The following is a 17,607-nucleotide window of genomic DNA, read 5'->3' as shown; positions in this document are numbered from 1 at the left end:
CCGCCATCTGGTTTGTGCGTGGTTTGCCGCGTGCCTTGCCGGGCATGGTGCTGGCTGTGTTGCTTTTTTGCCAGCCTGCCCCCCTGCACGCCCAAAGCAAATCCGATACACCGCTGCCAGACAGTGCTCCGGGCTCGGCCTCTGCAACACAGGCTACTGCATCCGTAGCACCTGCGGCAGAACAACAACCCGCTGCTTCCGCTACTGCGGCGCCAGACAAAGCACCTGTGCCGGATATGCTGATGGTTAAATCCGTTATCAGCACCGCCCTTCAGTTTTTACAGCCGCGCACGCTGGAAGCTCATAGCTATCGGGATTTCACACTTTGGGGGCTGGCCAGCCTTTCTGCGCTTGATCCTTCCCTGTCTTTCGATTCCCGCGGGGCCAATATCCAGCTTCTTTCTGGCCAAACCAGCCTGCTCTCCCGCCCTGCCCCTACAGATGGTTCAGCAGATGATTGGGCACAAATTGCCGTGGATTTTCTGGATACAGCCCGCGCCCATTCCCTTGCCGTGCGCACAACCAGCCGCGAAGAACTGGTGCAGGCGTTTTTTGATGAACTGTTTAACCATCTAGACCCCTATTCCCGCTATATTGGCCCCACTTCCGCCACATCAGATCGGGCTGCGCGTGTGGGTGGAGAAGCAGATATTGGCGTTAGCCTGGGGCAAAGTGGCCGCTACCTTGTTGTATCCGCCATAAACGCCAACGGCCCGGCCTGGACAGCCGCCATAGATACGGGTGACAGGCTGCTTTCCGTCAACAACCGCTTAACAGCAGGCAAAACGCCCGAAACGGTTATGGAATGGCTGCGCGGAGAGGAAGATACCCCCGTTGTGCTGCGCCTGCTCACCCCCGGCCAGCGCCGCGCCCGCACCGTAACCTTGCGCCGCGCCAAAACCCCGCCCGAAACCGTATTTGCTTTTGCCAGTGGCTCTATTGTGGTGCTGCGCGTAACGGCCTTTTCCTCCGATACCGCAGAGGAAATGAGCCAGTATCTGGATCAGGCCGTGCAGGATACGCACTTAAAAGGCCTGATTATAGATTTGCGCGGCAACCGTGGCGGCGTGCTGCAACAGGCCGTAACCGCCGCAGCCCTGCTGCTTGATAGAGGTGTGGCCGCTGTAACCAGCGGGCGGGATTCTCAGGCAAACCACATCTGGGCCGTGCAGGGTGGAGACATGACAAACGGCCTGCCCATTGCCATTTTAGTAGATGGGCGCACCGCAAGTGCGGCAGAAATTCTGGCCGCAGCCTTGGCGGACCATCGCCGCGCGGTAGTGATTGGCAGCGCCACATTGGGCAAAGGTCTTGTGCAAACCGTGGCGCAACTGCCTGATGAAGGTGAGCTGTTTGTAACATGGAGCCGCGTTATAGCGCCGTTGCGGTGGCCATTGCAGGGCCTTGGTGTCATGCCACAGGTTTGCACCAGCCTTGGCGCTGCTGATGTAGAAAAAAATCTGCATGATCTAGCAGAAGGGCAAGTGGCCAATCAGGCTGCCATTACGGCTTCTCGCAATGCGCGCTTTCCGATTCCCGTTTCCCAGATTATGTCTATCCGCAAAACCTGCCCCGCCGCTTTGGGAACTGACCGGGATGTAAACGTGGCGCGTAGCGTGCTGGAGAATCCACAGTGGTATAAAACGGCCATCAACGCCATTCCGGATGATGCCGTAACCGCCCCCCAGATTTCCGCAGCCCCTTAAAGCAGGATATATGGCCCCCCCACCCCGCCTTAAAACCGATATCATGGCCCGCGCCATACTCCGCCAAAGCGGGCAAGATGGCCGTTCCGCCATGCTTTTGCGCAAGGGAGACCCAGATGCAGGTGGCATTCTGGTGGTGTTGGCGGCGCGCAACGGTTGTGGCGTGGTTTTAAGCCAGACCCGTACACCAGAAGGTGAACCCGCATGGCTGCGTGCAACAGGTAATACGCCTGTTGATGCGGAACAGATTCAGAAGTTTATAGAACGTCAGGTTAAGTTTGACCCCGACTTATGGGTTCTGGAAATTGAATCGGACAGCTTCAGCCCTTCGTTTGAAGCAATACTGCTCTGATACAATTTGCTTAATTGTGGCTTATCGCACACGCCTGCGGCATTTATTACACATAAAACCCGTCTGTTTGTGTCAACTGGCCGTTCTACCTGTTGCACACTGGGCAACTTTACAGCAAAGAAGGCAAGCATGTGTGCCTTCGTACTATTAGATGCGATGCCGGACGTATCGCGCGACTACTGCCATAGCAGGGAGAAGACCATGAAGCCGCGCCAGAAATTGCTTGCGCAAACGCTGCTTTCTGCGCCGCTGGCCGCGGGGCTTCTGTTGTGTGCTGCCGTAACCGCAAAAGCCCAGCCTGTGCAGGGGCTTTATATCGCGGGTGAAGGTGGTGCTACCTTTAACCAGGATCAGCGCGTACGTACGTCCGCCCAGTTTCCTGATGGGCGAGACCGCTGGCGCACTGGTGCTGCGGGTATTGGCTCCATCGGTTGGGGCTTGGGCAACGGCTTTCGTGTGGAAGTTGAAGGTGATTACCGCAGCATGGGCTACCAGCGGTTTGTTACCAACACCTTCAACAGCCGTGCAGATGGCCGCCGCCAGACTTATGGCGTTATGGCCAATGCCCTGTTTGATCTGGATGTCGGCAAGCCGTGGCTGTTTCCGTATTTTGGGGCCGGTATTGGCTATGGCTGGACCGCCATGCGCACATCCGTAACCGCACCGGGCAACCAGCTTGCAGAAAAAATGGGCGGCACGTTTGGCAATTTTGCCTATCAGGGCATTTTTGGCCTCGCCTTCCCCATTCCGTGGGTTGTTGGGCTATCTGCCACAGCGGAATATCGGTTCTGGACAATGCTTGGCCCGCAATCTCATGGCGCAACGTCATGGGGCACTATTGGCGGCACTATCAACAGCATCAACCAGACGCACCCGTATCAGTTCTCTAGCGGGCATCACGATACCAAAACCGATTTTAACCACACCCTCATGCTGGGGCTGCGGTATGAATTTAATCCGGCCCCACCCCCACCACCGCCAGCACCTACTATGGCCGCACCGGCCCCAGCGGCTGCCCGCAGCTATCTGGTGTTCTTTGATTGGGATAAATCCGATCTTACAGACCGGGCACGTTCCATTGTTGGCGTAGCAGCGCAGGCAGCCGCCCATGTGGCGCTTACCCGCATTACGGTTTCTGGCTATACGGATAACTCCTCCGCCCACCCTGGCCAGAAAGCTGGTGAAGAATATAATATGCGGCTCTCGCTCCGCCGCGCAGAAGTGGTGAAAGCCGAACTGATGCGTGACGGCGTACCGGGCACCACCATTGATATTCATGGATATGGTGAAACACATCCGCTGGTCACAACAGGCCCCAACACCAAGGAAGCCCAAAACCGGCGCGTGGAAATTATTTTCCGCTAAACAATCTGCTTCAGCTTTACAGCTTCAAAAAAAGCCCGTTGGCCATATGGCCGAACGGGCTTTTTTGTGGCTACCGGGCCAAATCTGACCGCAGAGAACCGACCTTACAGGCCGGTAAACAGAGGGGTGGACAGGTAGCGTTCAGCAAAGGAAGGCGCAATGGCTACAATGGTTTTACCTTTGTATTCATCCTGCACAGCCAGTTGTAACGCTGCGTGCAAAGATGCCCCAGAGGAAATACCTACCGGAATACCATCCAAACGGGCGCAACGGCGCGCCGCCGCAATGGCCTCACGCTCTGAAACAGTGATGACACCATCCAGCAGCTTTGTATTCAGCGTGGCGGGACAAAAACCGGGGCCAATACCCTGAATACCGTGGGGACCGGGTTCATCACCATTCAGAATCGCACTTTCCGCCGGTTCTACACCAAAAACCTGTAGCGTATTGCAGCGGGGTTTGAGGGCTTCTGCAATGCCGGTGGCCGTGCCGCCAGTGCCAACACCGGCCACAACCACATCCACCTTGCCTGCGGTATCTACCCAGATTTCCTCTGCCGTGGTGGCGGCATGTACTGCGGGGTTTGCCGGATTATCAAACTGATCTGGCATCCACGCATCTGGGGTTTCGTTCAGAATTTCGTTTGCGCGGGCAATGGCCCCGGCCATCCCCAAACGTGCGGGCGTAAGCTCTACCTGCGCATCCATCAGGCGCAGCATACGCCGCCGCTCAATAGAGGCCCCTTCTGGCATGGTTACAATCAGCCTATAGCCCCGTGCAGCAGCTACAAACGCCAGAGAAATGCCCGTATTGCCCGAAGTGGGTTCAACCAGCAAAGTACGGCCCGGTGTAATCAGGCCCTTGCGTTCAGCATCCAGCACCATGGCAGTGCCGATCCTGTCTTTTACAGAACTAAGCGGGTTAAAAAACTCCAGCTTCAGCAGTACGCGGGCTTTCAGCTCATCTTCCTGTGTCAACCGTGGCAACGCAACAAGCGGCGTGCCCCCCACCAAATTAAGGACAGACTCGTAAACCCGCCCTCTGGGTGCAGCAAAGCCGTAATCCGCTTTTTCCTGCGTTGATGCTGCCATTAGAATTTCTCCCATGTCTGTTTTACAATTCTCAGACCCATATAATACGAATTTATAGCGTAGATAAACCATATCTGTGCTGCTATACTGAACATAAGATCTGGAAATAAAACATCATCAACCATACCCCAACCAAGACAGGGACTGTTTTGCATGATCCTCCGTCGTGATAGAGCCATGACCGCCGTTCTTATTATGCTGGATGTTGCGTTTCACGCTGGGCGTTCCGGCACGGTAAGTGCTGCTGATATTGCAGAACGCTCCGAACTGGCGCGGCGTGGCATAGAACCACTGCTTCAGGCTCTTTCTCGTTCTGGTTTGCTGGAAAGCATTCGTGGCCCACGTGGGGGCTATCGGCTTGGCCGCCCCCGGCGCGATATTGCCTTGGTGGATATTATTGAAGCCGTACTGAACACAGATACCGATGCCAATGATGGCCCGCAGGGTGCGCTTTTCCAGAAAGTTCTGGCCCCGTGCTGGGATAAATTTGATCAGAAGCTCATCACGCAGATGGGCAAAACCACACTGGATGATCTGGTTAAACAGGCAGAATCCGCAGGGCTGAAGCGCCCATTGGCTGAGCCTATTACATTTTCCATTTAGTTTTTATCTTGCCCATCTTGCCCATCTTGCTGCCGGGTTTTGCCCGGCACATCAGAGCATAAAAAAAACGGTGCTCCATTTCTGGAACACCGTTTTTTTTAATTCTATCACCCAAAAACTGGGTAGCAGGCCAAATTAACGCTTACGCGTAACAGCCTTACGCACCACTGCTTTCTTTTTAGGAGCTTCTGCGGCAGGTGCCGTTACAGCCGCGTGCGGAATAACCACACCCGTTGCATCTACCTGCGCCGTCACTGTCAGGCGTGTACGCTGCTGACCGGGGCCGGGAATAAGGATAACCGTAAACTTATCCTGCCCAGCATAGCCCAGTGTGGGGGTGTAGGTAACATGCGTATCGCTATCCAGCGTGTACAGGAACGCCTTGCCGTGCTCTGGCGCAGGAGAAACCCCAAAGGATGCATACGCCTTGCCACCGGGCTGATCTACCAGCACTTCACACAGACCATCATCAGACCGCACGGTCATGGTGGTGGAAAGTGAGCCATCAGCCTCTTTCTTGATAGGCGTTGTGCTGCACACGGCAGACTTTTTAAGGTACCCAAAGGGATTGGGGGACCCGATATGAATAGGGCCGCCCGTTGTTGCACAGCCGGCAAGCATCCCACCAGTTAGCGCCAAACCGGCAATTCCTCGTAAGCGCACTCGACAGCTCCGCTTCTGTTGTATCAATTAAACTTGCAATCTCTTCTGCACGCTTCGGGGCTGAATGGAAAGAGGCCCAAACCGGGCATCTGCCCCTACCCACAAAGCATGATTCGCATTTGCCTTTAAAACATCCCGCAGCAGGAAGGAAGAGGCATACAGCACACGTTGGCAGCTTGTGGCGTATCAACATCCACACAACTGCGCGAAAACATCTTTTAACCGCAAATATTCTGCTAAACAGAGCGGCCTATTTTTCCAACTTTTACGCCAAAATAACATGCTGGTTTATCCGCAACCACCAAAGCAGGCAGAGGGTATGAAAAAATACCAGTTTCTTTCTTGCGTGAATGCGGTATTCCCTTTCCAGCATCTGTCGGAGGTACTATGTCCTTTTCCCGTTTCCTTGCCGCGGGGGTTCTTGCCGCGGGCGTTCTGCACAGCTCGGCTTCCTTTGCCGCCAGCGAATGTGGCCACTCCCCTGCGCACGAAGCCTTTAACGTGCAGGGCCTAAAAAGCGAACTAATGGTTACCGCACTGTCTTGCGGTGCGCAGGATCGCTACAACGCATTCGTGGCCAAGTTTCGCACCACCCTCCTGCGGGAAGAAGAACGCCTGAACGGCTACTTCCGCACCACCTATGGCCGCCGTGCCCAGCAGGAGCATGATGATTACATCACGCAGTTGGCCAACGTGCAGTCTGAACGTGGCCTGCAGTCTGGCACCATTTTCTGCCAGCAGCGCCTTGCCATGTTTGATGAAGTGAATGCACTGGAAAGCGGGGAAGATCTTTCCAGCTACTCCGATGCCAAGGACGTCACGCAGCCTGCTTCCTTTGAAACATGCGCAGCGCCTTCTGCTTCCCGTTCTACGCACACCACAACGCGCCGCCGTACCACACGCCGCGCATAAAAAGCCCGCTGGTAAGGGGGCTTTGGCTAGGAAGCTGTTAAAAGCTTGCCGCCCCCTCACCACTACGCTTGACGAATCAGCGCCAACGCGGGACAGATTTCTCGCATGAGCGATCTGTTTTCCAATACCCCGCCAGCCCGCAAATCCTCCACCGGCAAATCCCGCGATGCCAAGCCGGGAACGCAGGCAGACTCTGCACAGGCCTATGATGCCAGCGCCATTGAGGTTCTGGAGGGGCTGGAACCCGTACGCCGCCGCCCCGGCATGTATATTGGCGGTACGGATGAAAGTGCGCTGCACCATCTGGCAGCGGAAATTCTTGATAACGCCATGGATGAAGCCGTGGCGGGCCATGCCAACACCATTGATGTGCGGCTGGATACAGAAAACCGCCTGACCATTCGGGATAACGGGCGCGGTATTCCGGTAGACCCGCACCCGCGCTTTCCAGATCGTTCTGCGCTGGAAGTTATTCTTACAACCCTGCATGCCGGGGGTAAGTTTTCTGGCAAGGCTTACGCTACATCTGGCGGTTTGCACGGGGTTGGTTCTTCCGTGGTGAATGCGCTTTCCACCCGCATGGAAGTGGAAATTGCGCGTGATCGCACCGTATGGAAACAGGTGTACGAACGCGGTAAACCCGTAACAAAGCTGGAAAAAGTAGGCGCAGCGCCTAACCGACGCGGCACGCAAATCAGCTTTCAACCTGATCCTGAAATTTTTGGCACACATGTATTTGTGCCTGCCCGCCTTTACCGGCTCTGCCGCTCCAAGGCGTTTCTGTTCCGTGGTGTCACTATCCGCTGGTCGTGCGATCCTGCGCTGATCAAGACAGGAGATGAAACACCCGCAGAAGCCACCCTACACTTCCCCGGTGGGTTGGCAGACAGCCTTACGGATGAGCTTGGCCCCAAGGCCCCACTCCTTACCCCTCTGTGGGCTGGCGAGGCACCTCTGCCGCCAGCAGCAGACGGCACAGATAACGGCAAGGTGGAATGGGCCGTGGCGTTTTTAGAAAACGGCTCGGCTTCTCTGGTGTCTTACTGTAACACCATCCCCACCCCGCAAGGCGGCACACATGAAACCGGCTTCCGCAACGCGCTGGTAAAAGGCCTGCGCGCGTGGGGAGACCAACGCTCCATCAAAAAAGCCTCCGCCATTACGGCAGAAGATGTGCTGGGCATGAGCGCAGGCCGGCTTTCCGTGTTTATTCGTGATCCGCAGTTTCAGGGCCAGACCAAGGAAAAACTCACCTCATCCACCGCCAGCAAGTTGGTGGAAACGGCTTTGCGAGACAGGTTTGACCACTGGCTGGCGCAAAACCCGCCACAGGCCGATACGCTGCTGGGCTTTGCCATAGAACGGGCAGAGGAACGCCTACGCCGTAAGGAGCAAAAAGAAACACCGCGCAAAAGTGCAACGCGCCGCCTGCGCCTGCCCGGCAAGCTGACGGATTGCACCAAGGAGTTTGCCCCGGATACAGAAATCTTTCTGGTGGAGGGCGACTCGGCTGGTGGTTCTGCCAAACAGGCCCGTAACCGTGAAACACAGGCCGTTTTGCCCTTGCGCGGTAAAATTCTAAACGTTGCCAGCGCCACGGCAGAAAAATTGCGCGGGAATCAGGAACTGCGCGATCTGATTGAAGCATTAGGCTGTGGATCGGGCGATAGATTCGATCTTTCCAAACTGCGCTATGGCCGCGTGATTATCATGACCGATGCAGACGTGGATGGCGCGCACATTGCCTCGCTGCTCATGACATTCTTTTACCGTGAGCTGCCAGAGCTTATCCGCAACGGGCACCTGTATCTGGCCCAGCCCCCGCTCTACCGCCTGACACAAGGCGCGAAATCGGTTTACGCCATGGATGATGCAGACCGTGACCGCAAAATGAAAACCGAGTTCAAGGCGCGTGGCAAAATAGATGTGTCCCGCTTTAAAGGGCTGGGGGAAATGCCGCCGGGGGATCTAAAACAAACAACAATGGACCCCAAACGCCGCACGCTGCTGCGCGTGATCACCCCGCAGGAAGACAGGCTGGCAACACGCCAGCGGGTGGAAAGCCTGATGGGCCGTAAGCCAGAACTGCGCTTTGCCTTTATTCAGGAACACGCAAGCACAGTGGATGATCTGCTAGATGTTTAACCCGCTCTCCTACGTGGTAGGCGGGCCGTATGGCTTGGGGCTTGCACATCTGCCACATGGGCGTGCATGACAGAAGCCCCTTCTTCTGCCTCTCTGCCCCTTCGCACACGCCTGCTGGCTTTATCCCAATTGTTAACCAGCATGGTGTGCATTCAGTTTGGCTCTTCCCTCGCCAAATCCATTTTTCCGGTATTTGGCACATCTGGCGTTGTGGGCCTGCGCGTCTGCCTGGCAGCATTTATGCTGGTGCCGTTTTTTAGAAGCTGGAGGTTTCTGTCCGTCCATGTTCTGCGGCTGGTCATCCCTTACGGGTTGGCCATGACAGGCATGAACCTCTGCTTCTATCTGGCGCTCCAACACATTCCACTAGGCACAACTGTTACATTGGAATTTATTGGCCCACTTGTTGTGGCTTTTGTGGGCTCTCGCAAGCTGTCTGATATTGGCTGGATTCTGCTTACCGTGTTGGGGCTGGCACTTGTGCTCAATCCATCTGCATCCACCAAAACCGATTTTGCAGGTGTGGGTTTTGCCCTCATGGCTGCGCTGTGCTGGGCGCTTTACATTCTGTTTGGGCAGCGTGTGGCTGGTAAGGTACCGGGGGCACATGCCTGCGCACTGGGCATGGCATGCGGTGCCTGCGTTGTCTTTTTGCCCTGCTTTGTGCCTGCGCTGATTATCGGCTTTTCAGCCCCTGCCATGTTGGGGCTGGGCGTTTTGGTAGCGTTCTGTTCTTCGGCCCTACCCTATTCTCTGGAAATGCTGGCCATGCAGAACTTGAATGCCCGCGATATCGGCATTCTCAGCAGTCTGGAACCTGTATGCGCAACCGTGGCGGGAGCGGTCATCCTGCACGAAACGCCCTCTCTACTTCAGCTTTGCGGAATTTTGTGCGTGGTTGCAGCCTCGGCTGGCATTATTCTTAGCCCCAGCAAACCCAAACAAAAGGCAGTTCCAGCACGAGATGTGCCAGAACTGCCCAACTAGAAACCTGAGCGTGTTTTAAGCCCTATTAGCGGGCGGCCACATGAAAAACAGTATGGCCAGTGGCTGAAGCCACATTGGCAGCGCTACCGTGAATGGCCTGCATGATCACGGGGTCAAACAACCGGGTAAAGCTGCCCGGATGCACACCCATCCACAATGTTACGATAGCCAATGGGGCCAGCACGGCAATTTCTGCGGCGGTTAGATCTCGCAGAAGGCTTACCGTGCCTTTTACGCCGCCAAACAGCACCCGCCGATACAGTGAGAGCATGTAAACCGCGCCCATAATCATGGTGCTACCTGCCAGCAACGCCACCCAGAAGGAAACATGCACAGCGCCCATAAGCACCAACAATTCCCCAACAAAGGACCCCGTGCCCGGCAGCCCTACATTGGCCATTGTAAACAACATGGCCAACAGCGCCAGCACCGGCATCTGGCGCGCAACACCGCCCAGTGCATCAATCTGCTGGGTTTCTGCCCGCCATGCCACCGCTGCCACGCAGAAGAAGAGCGCTGCGATCACCACCCCATGAGAGAGCATCTGAAAGATTGCGCCATCAATACCTTCTGCCGTGAGCGTAAACAGCCCCACGGCAATCATACCCATGTGGGAAAAGGAGGAATACGCAATCACGCGCTTCATGTCTGTTTGGGCAAAGGCCACAAAGGCTGCGTAAATAATAGCCACAACACCAAGAGCCAGCACATAAGGCGCAAACAGACGCACTGCATCGGGGAACATCAGCACCCCAAAGCGTAACAGCCCATAAGCGCCGGTTTTGGAAAGCACGCCAGATAGCATGGCCGAAGCTGGCGTTGGGGCCTCGGAATACGCATCTGGCAGCCACGCGTGCAGCGGAAACAGCGGCAGTTTGACACCAAAAGCCAGCAGGAAAGCCAGCAGCAACCACCCCTGCAAGGGCTGGGAAAAACCTGCGTGCATGAGGGCTGGAATATCCGTGGTGCCTGTTTGCAGCCACATGGTGATAAGCCCCACCAGCATGAACAGCGAGCCACCAAACGTAAACAGAAAGAACTGAAGCGAGGCCCAAACGCGCTTTGGCCCACCCCAAACGCCAATCATCAGGCTACCGGGGATAAGCGTTGCTTCGTAAAACACGTAAAACAGTAGCATATCCTGGGCAGAAAACAGGCCGAACAAGGCTGTTTCCAACGCCAGCATGGCAGCTACAAACTGCCGCCCCTGTGTTTGCACGCTACGCCAGCCTGCCCCTAACGCCAATGGGGTTAAAAACGCTGTTAGCAGAATAAACACCAAGCTGATGCCATCCACCCCCGTATGGTAGGAAATACCGTAATCCCCCATCCAGCGCAGGCGTGTTTCAAATTGCAGACCGGGCTGAGTGGGATCAAACTCCAGCCACATTAGCACGCTAAGGCCAAGGGTGATCAGGCTGCTCCACAGCCCAACCCACCGGGCTGTACTATCTTGCTGCTCTGGCCTGCCGGGGGCAAAAAATGCCACCAACGCCGCAACAAGAGGAAGATAGGTTATGAGCGAAAGCAGGATGGGCTGCACGGCATCACCACCATTCAGGTTACATGAAGATGCTGCAAACCTGCTCTTTTTTGCGGGCTGACACCAGCAGGTGGGCGTTCACGTTCAGCCGATCACACCACGCAGAACAGCCATATTCTTAACGGCGGCCAAACAACTTTTCGAGATCAGCCTTGCTCAGCTTCAACCACGTGGGCCGCCCGTGTGAGCATGTGCCTGCACGGGGTGTTTCTTCCATCTGGCGGAGCAGCGCGTTCATTTCCTCCACGCTCAGCCTGCGCCCGGCCCGAATACTACCGTGGCAGGCCATGCGGGCAATAACGGCATCTAACCGCCCATCAAGCGCTGCCATTTCATCTGGCGCACCGTTTTCATCCGCTTCCAACTCATCTGCCAGATCACGCAGCAGGTTTACGGCATCGCTACTGCGCAGCATGGCGGGCAAGGCTCTTACCAAAACGGAGTCGCCGCCAAAGGCTTCAATTTCCACACCCAGTTTTTCCAGCGTGGGCTGGCGTGCCAACAGCAGTTCCACTTGCACGCGGGGTAGATCCACCACATCGGGCACCAACAAACGCTGCGCCTGCACATGCCCGCTTAAAAACTGCGCCCGCAAACGCTCATGCGTTAGCCGCTCATGCGCTGCGTGCTGATCCACCAGCACCAAACTGCCATCTGCCGCTACGGCCAGAATATATGTGTCCAACACCTGCGCAATTGCCGCACCCAAGGGGTGATCTGCTGCTACTGATGGCCCAGAGGCCCCATCCATCACATATGATGATGCAGCTTGCCCGGTTGTTGGCGTGTTGACTGCTGAGGCATCCCACCCAGCGCTGGGAGAAGGCATGGCAACAGGCGGTAAAGTTCTGGCGGCCGGGGCATCACCAAACTGCAACCGGCCTTCTGCAAAACGCACACCTTCTGGCGTTGGGGTATGAAACGCGGGAGCAGGCATAGGCGGCGCAGCCCCTTTTTCTGGCGGATACCAAATACGGGCTTGCCGTGGTGCGGAAGAAAGCACAGGCCGCATGCCCACACTGCCAGCCCCATGCTCTAACGCACGCTGAATGGTGCCAATAACCAAGGAGCGCACGCCTGCTTCATCCGCAAAGCGCAATTCTGTTTTAGCAGGGTGCACGTTTACATCCACCCGATCGGGCGGCACCGTAAGCATAATTGCCACCACGGGGTGCCTGCCGGGTTCGATCACACGCCTATAGGCCACGCGCACGGCGGTTTTAAGCACTGGGTCCACCACAGGGCGGCCATTCACCAGCATGAACTGCCCATTAGCCGTGGAACGATGCACTGATGGCGGGCAGATAAACCCGCTTAGGGTCATGCCATCGCGTTCCCCAGAAATTTCCAGAAAACCATCGGCCTCGCTGGCATCCAACAAGGCAGCAGAGCGGGCAGCCATATCCTGCGCGGGCAGATCAAATAGCACGCGCTCATCCAGCACAAAGCGAAAGGCCGTTTGCGGTACAGCCAAGGCCAGACGCCGCACCACGTTTTCAGCGTGTCGGCCTTCTACGCGCGCGCTTTTCAGAAATTTGCGGCGGGCAGGCGTGGCAAAAAACAGGTCTTCCACCACCACGCTGGTACCCGGTGCTCCGGCTGCGGGTTCAACGGGGGAAACCTTGCCGCCTTCTACCCTAATCCGCCACGCGCCGCTTTCTCCCTTTGGGCGGGAAGTTATGCACAGCCGCGCCGCCGCCCCGATGGAGGGCAAAGCCTCCCCCCGAAAACCGAGCGTGCTGATATGCACCAATGTTTCATCACGCAGTTTGGATGTGCAGTGCCGATCTACCGCCAAAGCCAGATCATCGGCGGACATGCCCACACCATCATCTGTAACGATAATGCGGTCCACACCCCCGCCTGCGAGAGAAACCTCCAGCCTGCGGGCACCTGCATCTATCGCGTTTTCAACCAGCTCCTTCACTGCTGCGGCGGGGCGTTCTATGACCTCACCCGCAGCAATGCGGTTGACAATAACCTCTGGCAGCCGCCGCACATGGGGCAATGTTTCGGGCTGGTTTGTATCCATACCGGGTTCAGCAAACAGGCCGGACATGCGTCAGACCTTTCCGATCAGAACAGACCGGAGCCTTTGGGGTGCTGTGTAGGTGTAACGCCTTTGGTGGGTGAATTGCCCAAGGCCGCATTGGTTTTCAGGCGGCGGTTTTCTCCATCCGCATCCACGACGCCCCCAGCCTTGCCGCCTTTCCAGAACATCAGTTCCTGCACAAAGCCCGAACCGGCTTCACCCAGTTCTCCCCGGTCTGGCGCATCCGATGCCTCTGTGGCTTCATTCACCAAAATGGTCTGGCCTTCACTGGTATCACCATTTGTGCCGCGCAGCGCCACATCGGGGGAAAGTGTTTCCAGCGCCTGCAGGCGTTCACTTTCATCCTGCCTGCGATCATCACCCTTTGTGGGCTTTACCAGCTCATCTGATGGCGGCATGGAAAGCGGAGCACGGGTTGTAACCGTGTATTCATCCGGCAGGCTGCGTTCCAGCCCGAAAGCACGGGCGGCTTCGTTTCCTGAGCAGCCACTTAGCAAAAAGCAGCCGCCAAGAAGCAGCAGCGGAGAAATCAGTGTCGAAACACGGCGCGCCATCGTCTGCCTTCCACTCATCCTGAAAAAACACCCAGCCCTTTGGGGGTTACCCGGTTTTTACGTTGTCTTGTTGCTGCCCGCCTGCCAGAAAATTCTGCACCAGCAGCATACATACGGCGCATACTATAGCGGAATCTGCCACGTTGAATACATACCATGACCACCCAAAAGCGTGGGCATGCAGAAAATCCACCACGGCCCCATAGCGCACACGGTCCATAACGTTGCCAATGGCCCCGCCTGTAATGGCCCCAACGCATGCAGCGGTTAGTTTGCTGTGGGTGCGAAAAATCCATACCAGCAGGCAGCAGGCCACGGCCAGCGCAATGGCGGAAAATACAATCCGCCCTGCCCCGCCAAGGCCGCCAAACATGCCAAAAGTAACGGCGTGATTCCATACCATAGTGAAGTTAAGGAACGGCAGCACTTTAACAGAACCCCGTGCGGGCAGATCCAGCCCGTACAGAATCCAGTATTTACTCAGTTGATCTGCTGAAAGAGTAAGCATCAGCATCAGCAGGCCAAGACCTGCCGGACGCAGCATGAAGGGGCGAGAACTCACGCGCCCTCCTGCCCTGTGCGTGGGCCGCCCTGTTCTTCCACCACATCGGCGCAGCGCAGGCACAGGCCTGCGTAATCATCCCGCGTGCCAGTTTCTGGCAGAACCTTCCAGCAGCGCACGCATTTTTCACCGTCCGCAACTTGCACAACCGGGGCACCATGCAGCGTGCCGCCTTCATCCCCTTCCACGTAAATGGAGGAAGACGTGGGGTCCACCACCACATCCACGTGGGAGACAATGGCCAGTTCGCTCCAGTTTACACCAGCAAACAGTGCAGCTTCTTCCTCAGAAAACGTCAGTTCAACCTGCGCCTGAAGGGAAGATCCAATGGTGCCTTCGCGCCGGGCGCCTTCAATTTCCGTGGTAATGATACGCCGCACGGAACGGATACGCGCCCAGCGTTCATCCAATGCCGGGTCATTCCATTCTGCTGGTAGTTCAGGAAATACCTGTTCATGCACGCTCTGGTCTGGCCCAAAGCGGGATGTCCATGCTTCTTCCGCCGTAAACACCAGCACGGGGGCCAACCATGTTGTTAAGCACCGGTGCAGGATATCCAGCACTGTGCGGGCTGCGCGGCGTGTGGGGTCGGAAGGCGCATCGCAATACAGCGCATCCTTACGGATATCAAAGTAGAAAGCAGACAGATCCGTGGTGCAGAACCCATGCAGGGCCGGATACACACCCACCCATTCATGCGTTTCCACCGCGCGCGCAATCAGGCCGCCCAGTTCTGTTAGGCGATGCAGCACCCAGCGTTCCAGCTCTGGTAGTTCAGCATAAGGCACGGCTTCTGCTTCTGTGTAGCCATCCAGCGCACCCAGCAGCCAACGCAACGTGTTGCGCAGGCGGCGGTAAAGTTCGCCCTGCTGTTTGAGAATTTCCTTGCCAATGCGCAAATCATCATTGGTATCGGAGTTTACCACCCACAGGCGCAGCACATCTGCACCCAAGCTGTCATTCACATCCTGCGGGGCAATCACGTTGCCGAGGGATTTGGACATTTTGCGGCCTTGTTCATCCAGAACAAAACCGTTGGTAACGACTGCTTTGTAAGGTGAAACCCCGCGCGTGCCGACACTTTCCAGCAGGGAAGACTGGAACCAGCCACGATGCTGGTCTGAGCCTTCCAGATACAGATCGGCAGGAAAGTTCAATCCCGGATGGCCCAGCACGAAGGCGTGGGTGGAGCCACTTTCAAACCACACATCCACAATATCGAACACCTGATCGTAGTCATCCGGGTTCCGATCCGGGCCGAGGAAGCGTGCAGGTTCAGAACTATACCAGGCATCTGCCCCTTCTTCCTGAAAGGCCGCTACCACGCGCTGCATTACATCGGCATCGCGCAGCACTTCGCCAGTGCGTTTTTCAACAAACACGGCAATAGGCACGCCCCATGCGCGCTGGCGGCTAATGCACCAATCTGGCCGGGTGCGGATCATGGATGTTAAGCGGTTGCGCGCCTGTGCAGGCACGAATGTAACATCTTCCAGCGCTTTAAGGGCTTTTTCACGCAGCGAATCTTCACCGTCCATGCGGATGAACCATTGCGGCGTAGCACGGTAGATAACCGGAGCGCGGGAACGCCATGAATGCGGGTAGGAATGCACAATTTCACCACGCCCCACCAAGCCAGCCGGAGCTGTGCCGTTGGCGTTGGCGTGTTCCATCACCGCTTCCAGCGTGGAGCACACAACATCGGCCGCCTTGAACACGTGCGTGCCTGCAAAGCCTGCCACCCACGGAGCATATGTGCCATCGGCCTGCACAACTTCCGGCACTTCCACGCCGTACATGCGGCAAAGCTGGAAGTCATCCTCACCATGAGAAGGCGCCATGTGCACAAGGCCAGTACCAGCCTCGGTGGTGACAAATTCACCCGGCAACATGGGCACATCAAAATCATACCCGGCGCCACGCAGCGGATGGGCGCATACAGCCCCCTTCAGCGCGCTACCCGGCAGGGTGTAGAGAATATGGTGCGCGGTAACGTGGGCTTCCTGACAGAAGGCCTCCACCAACGCTTCGGCCACCAGCACCTTTACGCCGGGTTCAAGCAATGCGCCCTCACCCGTTTCATCCACCCGCAGCACCACGTAGGTAATTTCTGGCCCATACGCCAAAGCGCGGTTACCGGGGATGGTCCACGGGGTGGTGGTCCAGATCACAACAGACACATCCTCCAGCGCATGGGCTGGTGTGGGGTCTCTTACAACCGGAAAGGCCACCAGAATGGTAGTGGATGTGTGATCGTGATATTCAATTTCGGCTTCGGCCAGAGCGGTTTTTTCAACCGGGCTCCACATAACGGGGCGCAGGCCACGATACAGCCGCCCGTTAAGCAGGAACTTGCCAATTTCATTTACAATGGCTGCTTCGGATGAGAAATCCATGGTGGCGTAGCGATTCTGCCATTCCGCCTGCACACCAAGCCGCTGGAACTCCTGCATCTGGATATTCAGCCACTCACCCGCATAAGCCCGGCATTCAGCACGGAATTCCAGCACAGGCACGGAATCCTTGTCTTTCTTTGCCTTGCGGTATTTTTCTTCCACCTTCCATTCAATCGGAAGGCCGTGGCAATCCCACCCCGGCACATAGCGCACACCATAACCGGACATGCGATGCGCACGATTGATCACATCCTTGTTGATCTTGTTCATGGCATGGCCAATGTGCAGGTGACCATTGGCGTATGGGGGGCCATCATGCAACGTGAAGACAGGCCGCCCTTCCGCCTGCTGTTTCAGCCGCCCATCCAGCCCGGTTTCTGCCCACTTTTTCAGCCACTGAGGTTCCTGCTTTGGCAGGCCCCCGCGCATGGGGAAAGAGGTACGGGGCAGGAACACCGTATCACGATACAGATCGGCGGGGGATTGGGTGTCCTGGTCGCTGCTGGATGTGGTCATGAGCGGGTGATGTCACTTCAGTTCGGGTTCATGGTCTGGCCCCGCATATGCTGGTCAAACCATCTTGCATTCAGGCTCTTATCAAAAAGGACAAGCGCAGGGTCAAGCATGAACGGCCACATTGCAGCCGCAAAATATATTCTGCCCCATCTGCCTGCG

The 17,607-nt window shown here is 56.6% G+C and carries 14 protein-coding genes; 7 read left to right on the top strand and 7 right to left on the bottom strand.

Features of this window, described 5'->3' with window-relative positions; translation table 11 throughout:
• Positions 1 to 44 precede the first annotated feature (44 nt).
• From DS739_RS03965 to DS739_RS03955, 3 genes are all read left to right on the top strand, one after another.
• Entirely contained in the window at positions 45 to 1,706 is a 1,662-nt protein-coding gene (locus DS739_RS03965) for a S41 family peptidase (RefSeq protein ID WP_170315308.1), read from the top strand.
• 10 nt (positions 1,707 to 1,716) lie between these two features.
• Positions 1,717 to 2,058 carry a DUF1491 family protein gene (locus tag DS739_RS03960; RefSeq protein ID WP_006116245.1) on the top strand — a complete coding sequence of 114 codons (342 nt, stop codon included), beginning with the start codon at positions 1,717 to 1,719 and terminating at the stop codon, positions 2,056 to 2,058.
• Between the two features lie 129 nt (positions 2,059 to 2,187).
• On the top strand, positions 2,188 to 3,423 hold the full coding sequence (locus DS739_RS03955; protein WP_170315302.1) for an OmpA family protein: 1,236 nt from the start codon (positions 2,188 to 2,190) through the stop codon (positions 3,421 to 3,423).
• Positions 3,424 to 3,527: 104 nt separating this feature from the next.
• Here the strand turns inward: DS739_RS03955 and cysK are convergent, their stop codons facing one another.
• On the bottom strand, positions 3,528 to 4,529 hold the full coding sequence (cysK, locus tag DS739_RS03950) for a cysteine synthase A (protein ID WP_170315303.1): 1,002 nt from the start codon (positions 4,527 to 4,529) through the stop codon (positions 3,528 to 3,530).
• 138 nt (positions 4,530 to 4,667) lie between these two features.
• Here cysK and DS739_RS03945 point away from each other — a divergent pair, with 138 nt between their 5' ends.
• On the top strand, positions 4,668 to 5,117 hold the full coding sequence (locus tag DS739_RS03945; protein ID WP_006116249.1) for an Rrf2 family transcriptional regulator: 450 nt from the start codon (positions 4,668 to 4,670) through the stop codon (positions 5,115 to 5,117).
• A 135-nt stretch (positions 5,118 to 5,252) separates the two neighbouring features.
• Here the strand turns inward: DS739_RS03945 and DS739_RS03940 are convergent, their stop codons facing one another.
• Positions 5,253 to 5,780 (bottom strand): Ig-like domain-containing protein, encoded by a 528-nt coding sequence (locus DS739_RS03940; protein ID WP_035354042.1) that lies wholly within the window; start codon positions 5,778 to 5,780, stop codon positions 5,253 to 5,255.
• Positions 5,781 to 6,167: 387 nt separating this feature from the next.
• Between DS739_RS03940 and DS739_RS03935 the strand changes: the two genes are divergently transcribed.
• From DS739_RS03935 to DS739_RS03925, 3 genes are all read left to right on the top strand, one after another.
• Positions 6,168 to 6,692 (top strand): hypothetical protein, encoded by a 525-nt coding sequence (locus DS739_RS03935; protein WP_035354045.1) that lies wholly within the window; start codon positions 6,168 to 6,170, stop codon positions 6,690 to 6,692.
• Positions 6,693 to 6,797: 105 nt separating this feature from the next.
• Positions 6,798 to 8,837 carry a DNA topoisomerase IV subunit B gene (gene parE, locus DS739_RS03930; protein ID WP_006116253.1) on the top strand — a complete coding sequence of 680 codons (2,040 nt, stop codon included), beginning with the start codon at positions 6,798 to 6,800 and terminating at the stop codon, positions 8,835 to 8,837.
• Positions 8,838 to 8,903: 66 nt separating this feature from the next.
• Entirely contained in the window at positions 8,904 to 9,824 is a 921-nt protein-coding gene (locus tag DS739_RS03925) for a DMT family transporter (RefSeq protein WP_006116254.1), read from the top strand.
• Positions 9,825 to 9,849: 25 nt separating this feature from the next.
• Here the strand turns inward: DS739_RS03925 and DS739_RS03920 are convergent, their stop codons facing one another.
• The 5 genes from DS739_RS03920 to ileS all read right to left on the bottom strand — a co-directional run bounded on the left by DS739_RS03920 (position 9,850) and on the right by ileS (position 17,448).
• Positions 9,850 to 11,367 carry a NuoM family protein gene (locus DS739_RS03920; protein WP_006116255.1) on the bottom strand — a complete coding sequence of 506 codons (1,518 nt, stop codon included), beginning with the start codon at positions 11,365 to 11,367 and terminating at the stop codon, positions 9,850 to 9,852.
• A 118-nt stretch (positions 11,368 to 11,485) separates the two neighbouring features.
• Entirely contained in the window at positions 11,486 to 13,426 is a 1,941-nt protein-coding gene (mutL, locus tag DS739_RS03915) for a DNA mismatch repair endonuclease MutL (protein ID WP_006116257.1), read from the bottom strand.
• Positions 13,427 to 13,443: 17 nt separating this feature from the next.
• Entirely contained in the window at positions 13,444 to 13,974 is a 531-nt protein-coding gene (locus DS739_RS03910; RefSeq protein ID WP_035354048.1) for a DUF3035 domain-containing protein, read from the bottom strand.
• 46 nt (positions 13,975 to 14,020) lie between these two features.
• Positions 14,021 to 14,536, bottom strand: a complete 516-nt coding sequence (gene lspA, locus DS739_RS03905; protein WP_006116260.1) for a signal peptidase II — start codon at positions 14,534 to 14,536, stop codon at positions 14,021 to 14,023.
• Positions 14,533 to 17,448, bottom strand: a complete 2,916-nt coding sequence (ileS, locus tag DS739_RS03900) for an isoleucine--tRNA ligase (RefSeq protein ID WP_006116261.1) — start codon at positions 17,446 to 17,448, stop codon at positions 14,533 to 14,535. Before ileS ends, lspA begins: the two co-directional genes overlap by 4 nt.
• Positions 17,449 to 17,607: the final 159 nt, after the last annotated feature.

Origin of the sequence: Acetobacter sp. JWB (genome assembly GCF_003323795.1) — a bacterium.
Classification (GTDB): domain Bacteria; phylum Pseudomonadota; class Alphaproteobacteria; order Acetobacterales; family Acetobacteraceae; genus Acetobacter; species Acetobacter oryzifermentans.
Note: the sequence above shows the minus strand (reverse complement) of the source record. Positions and strands in the feature narration are given on the sequence as shown.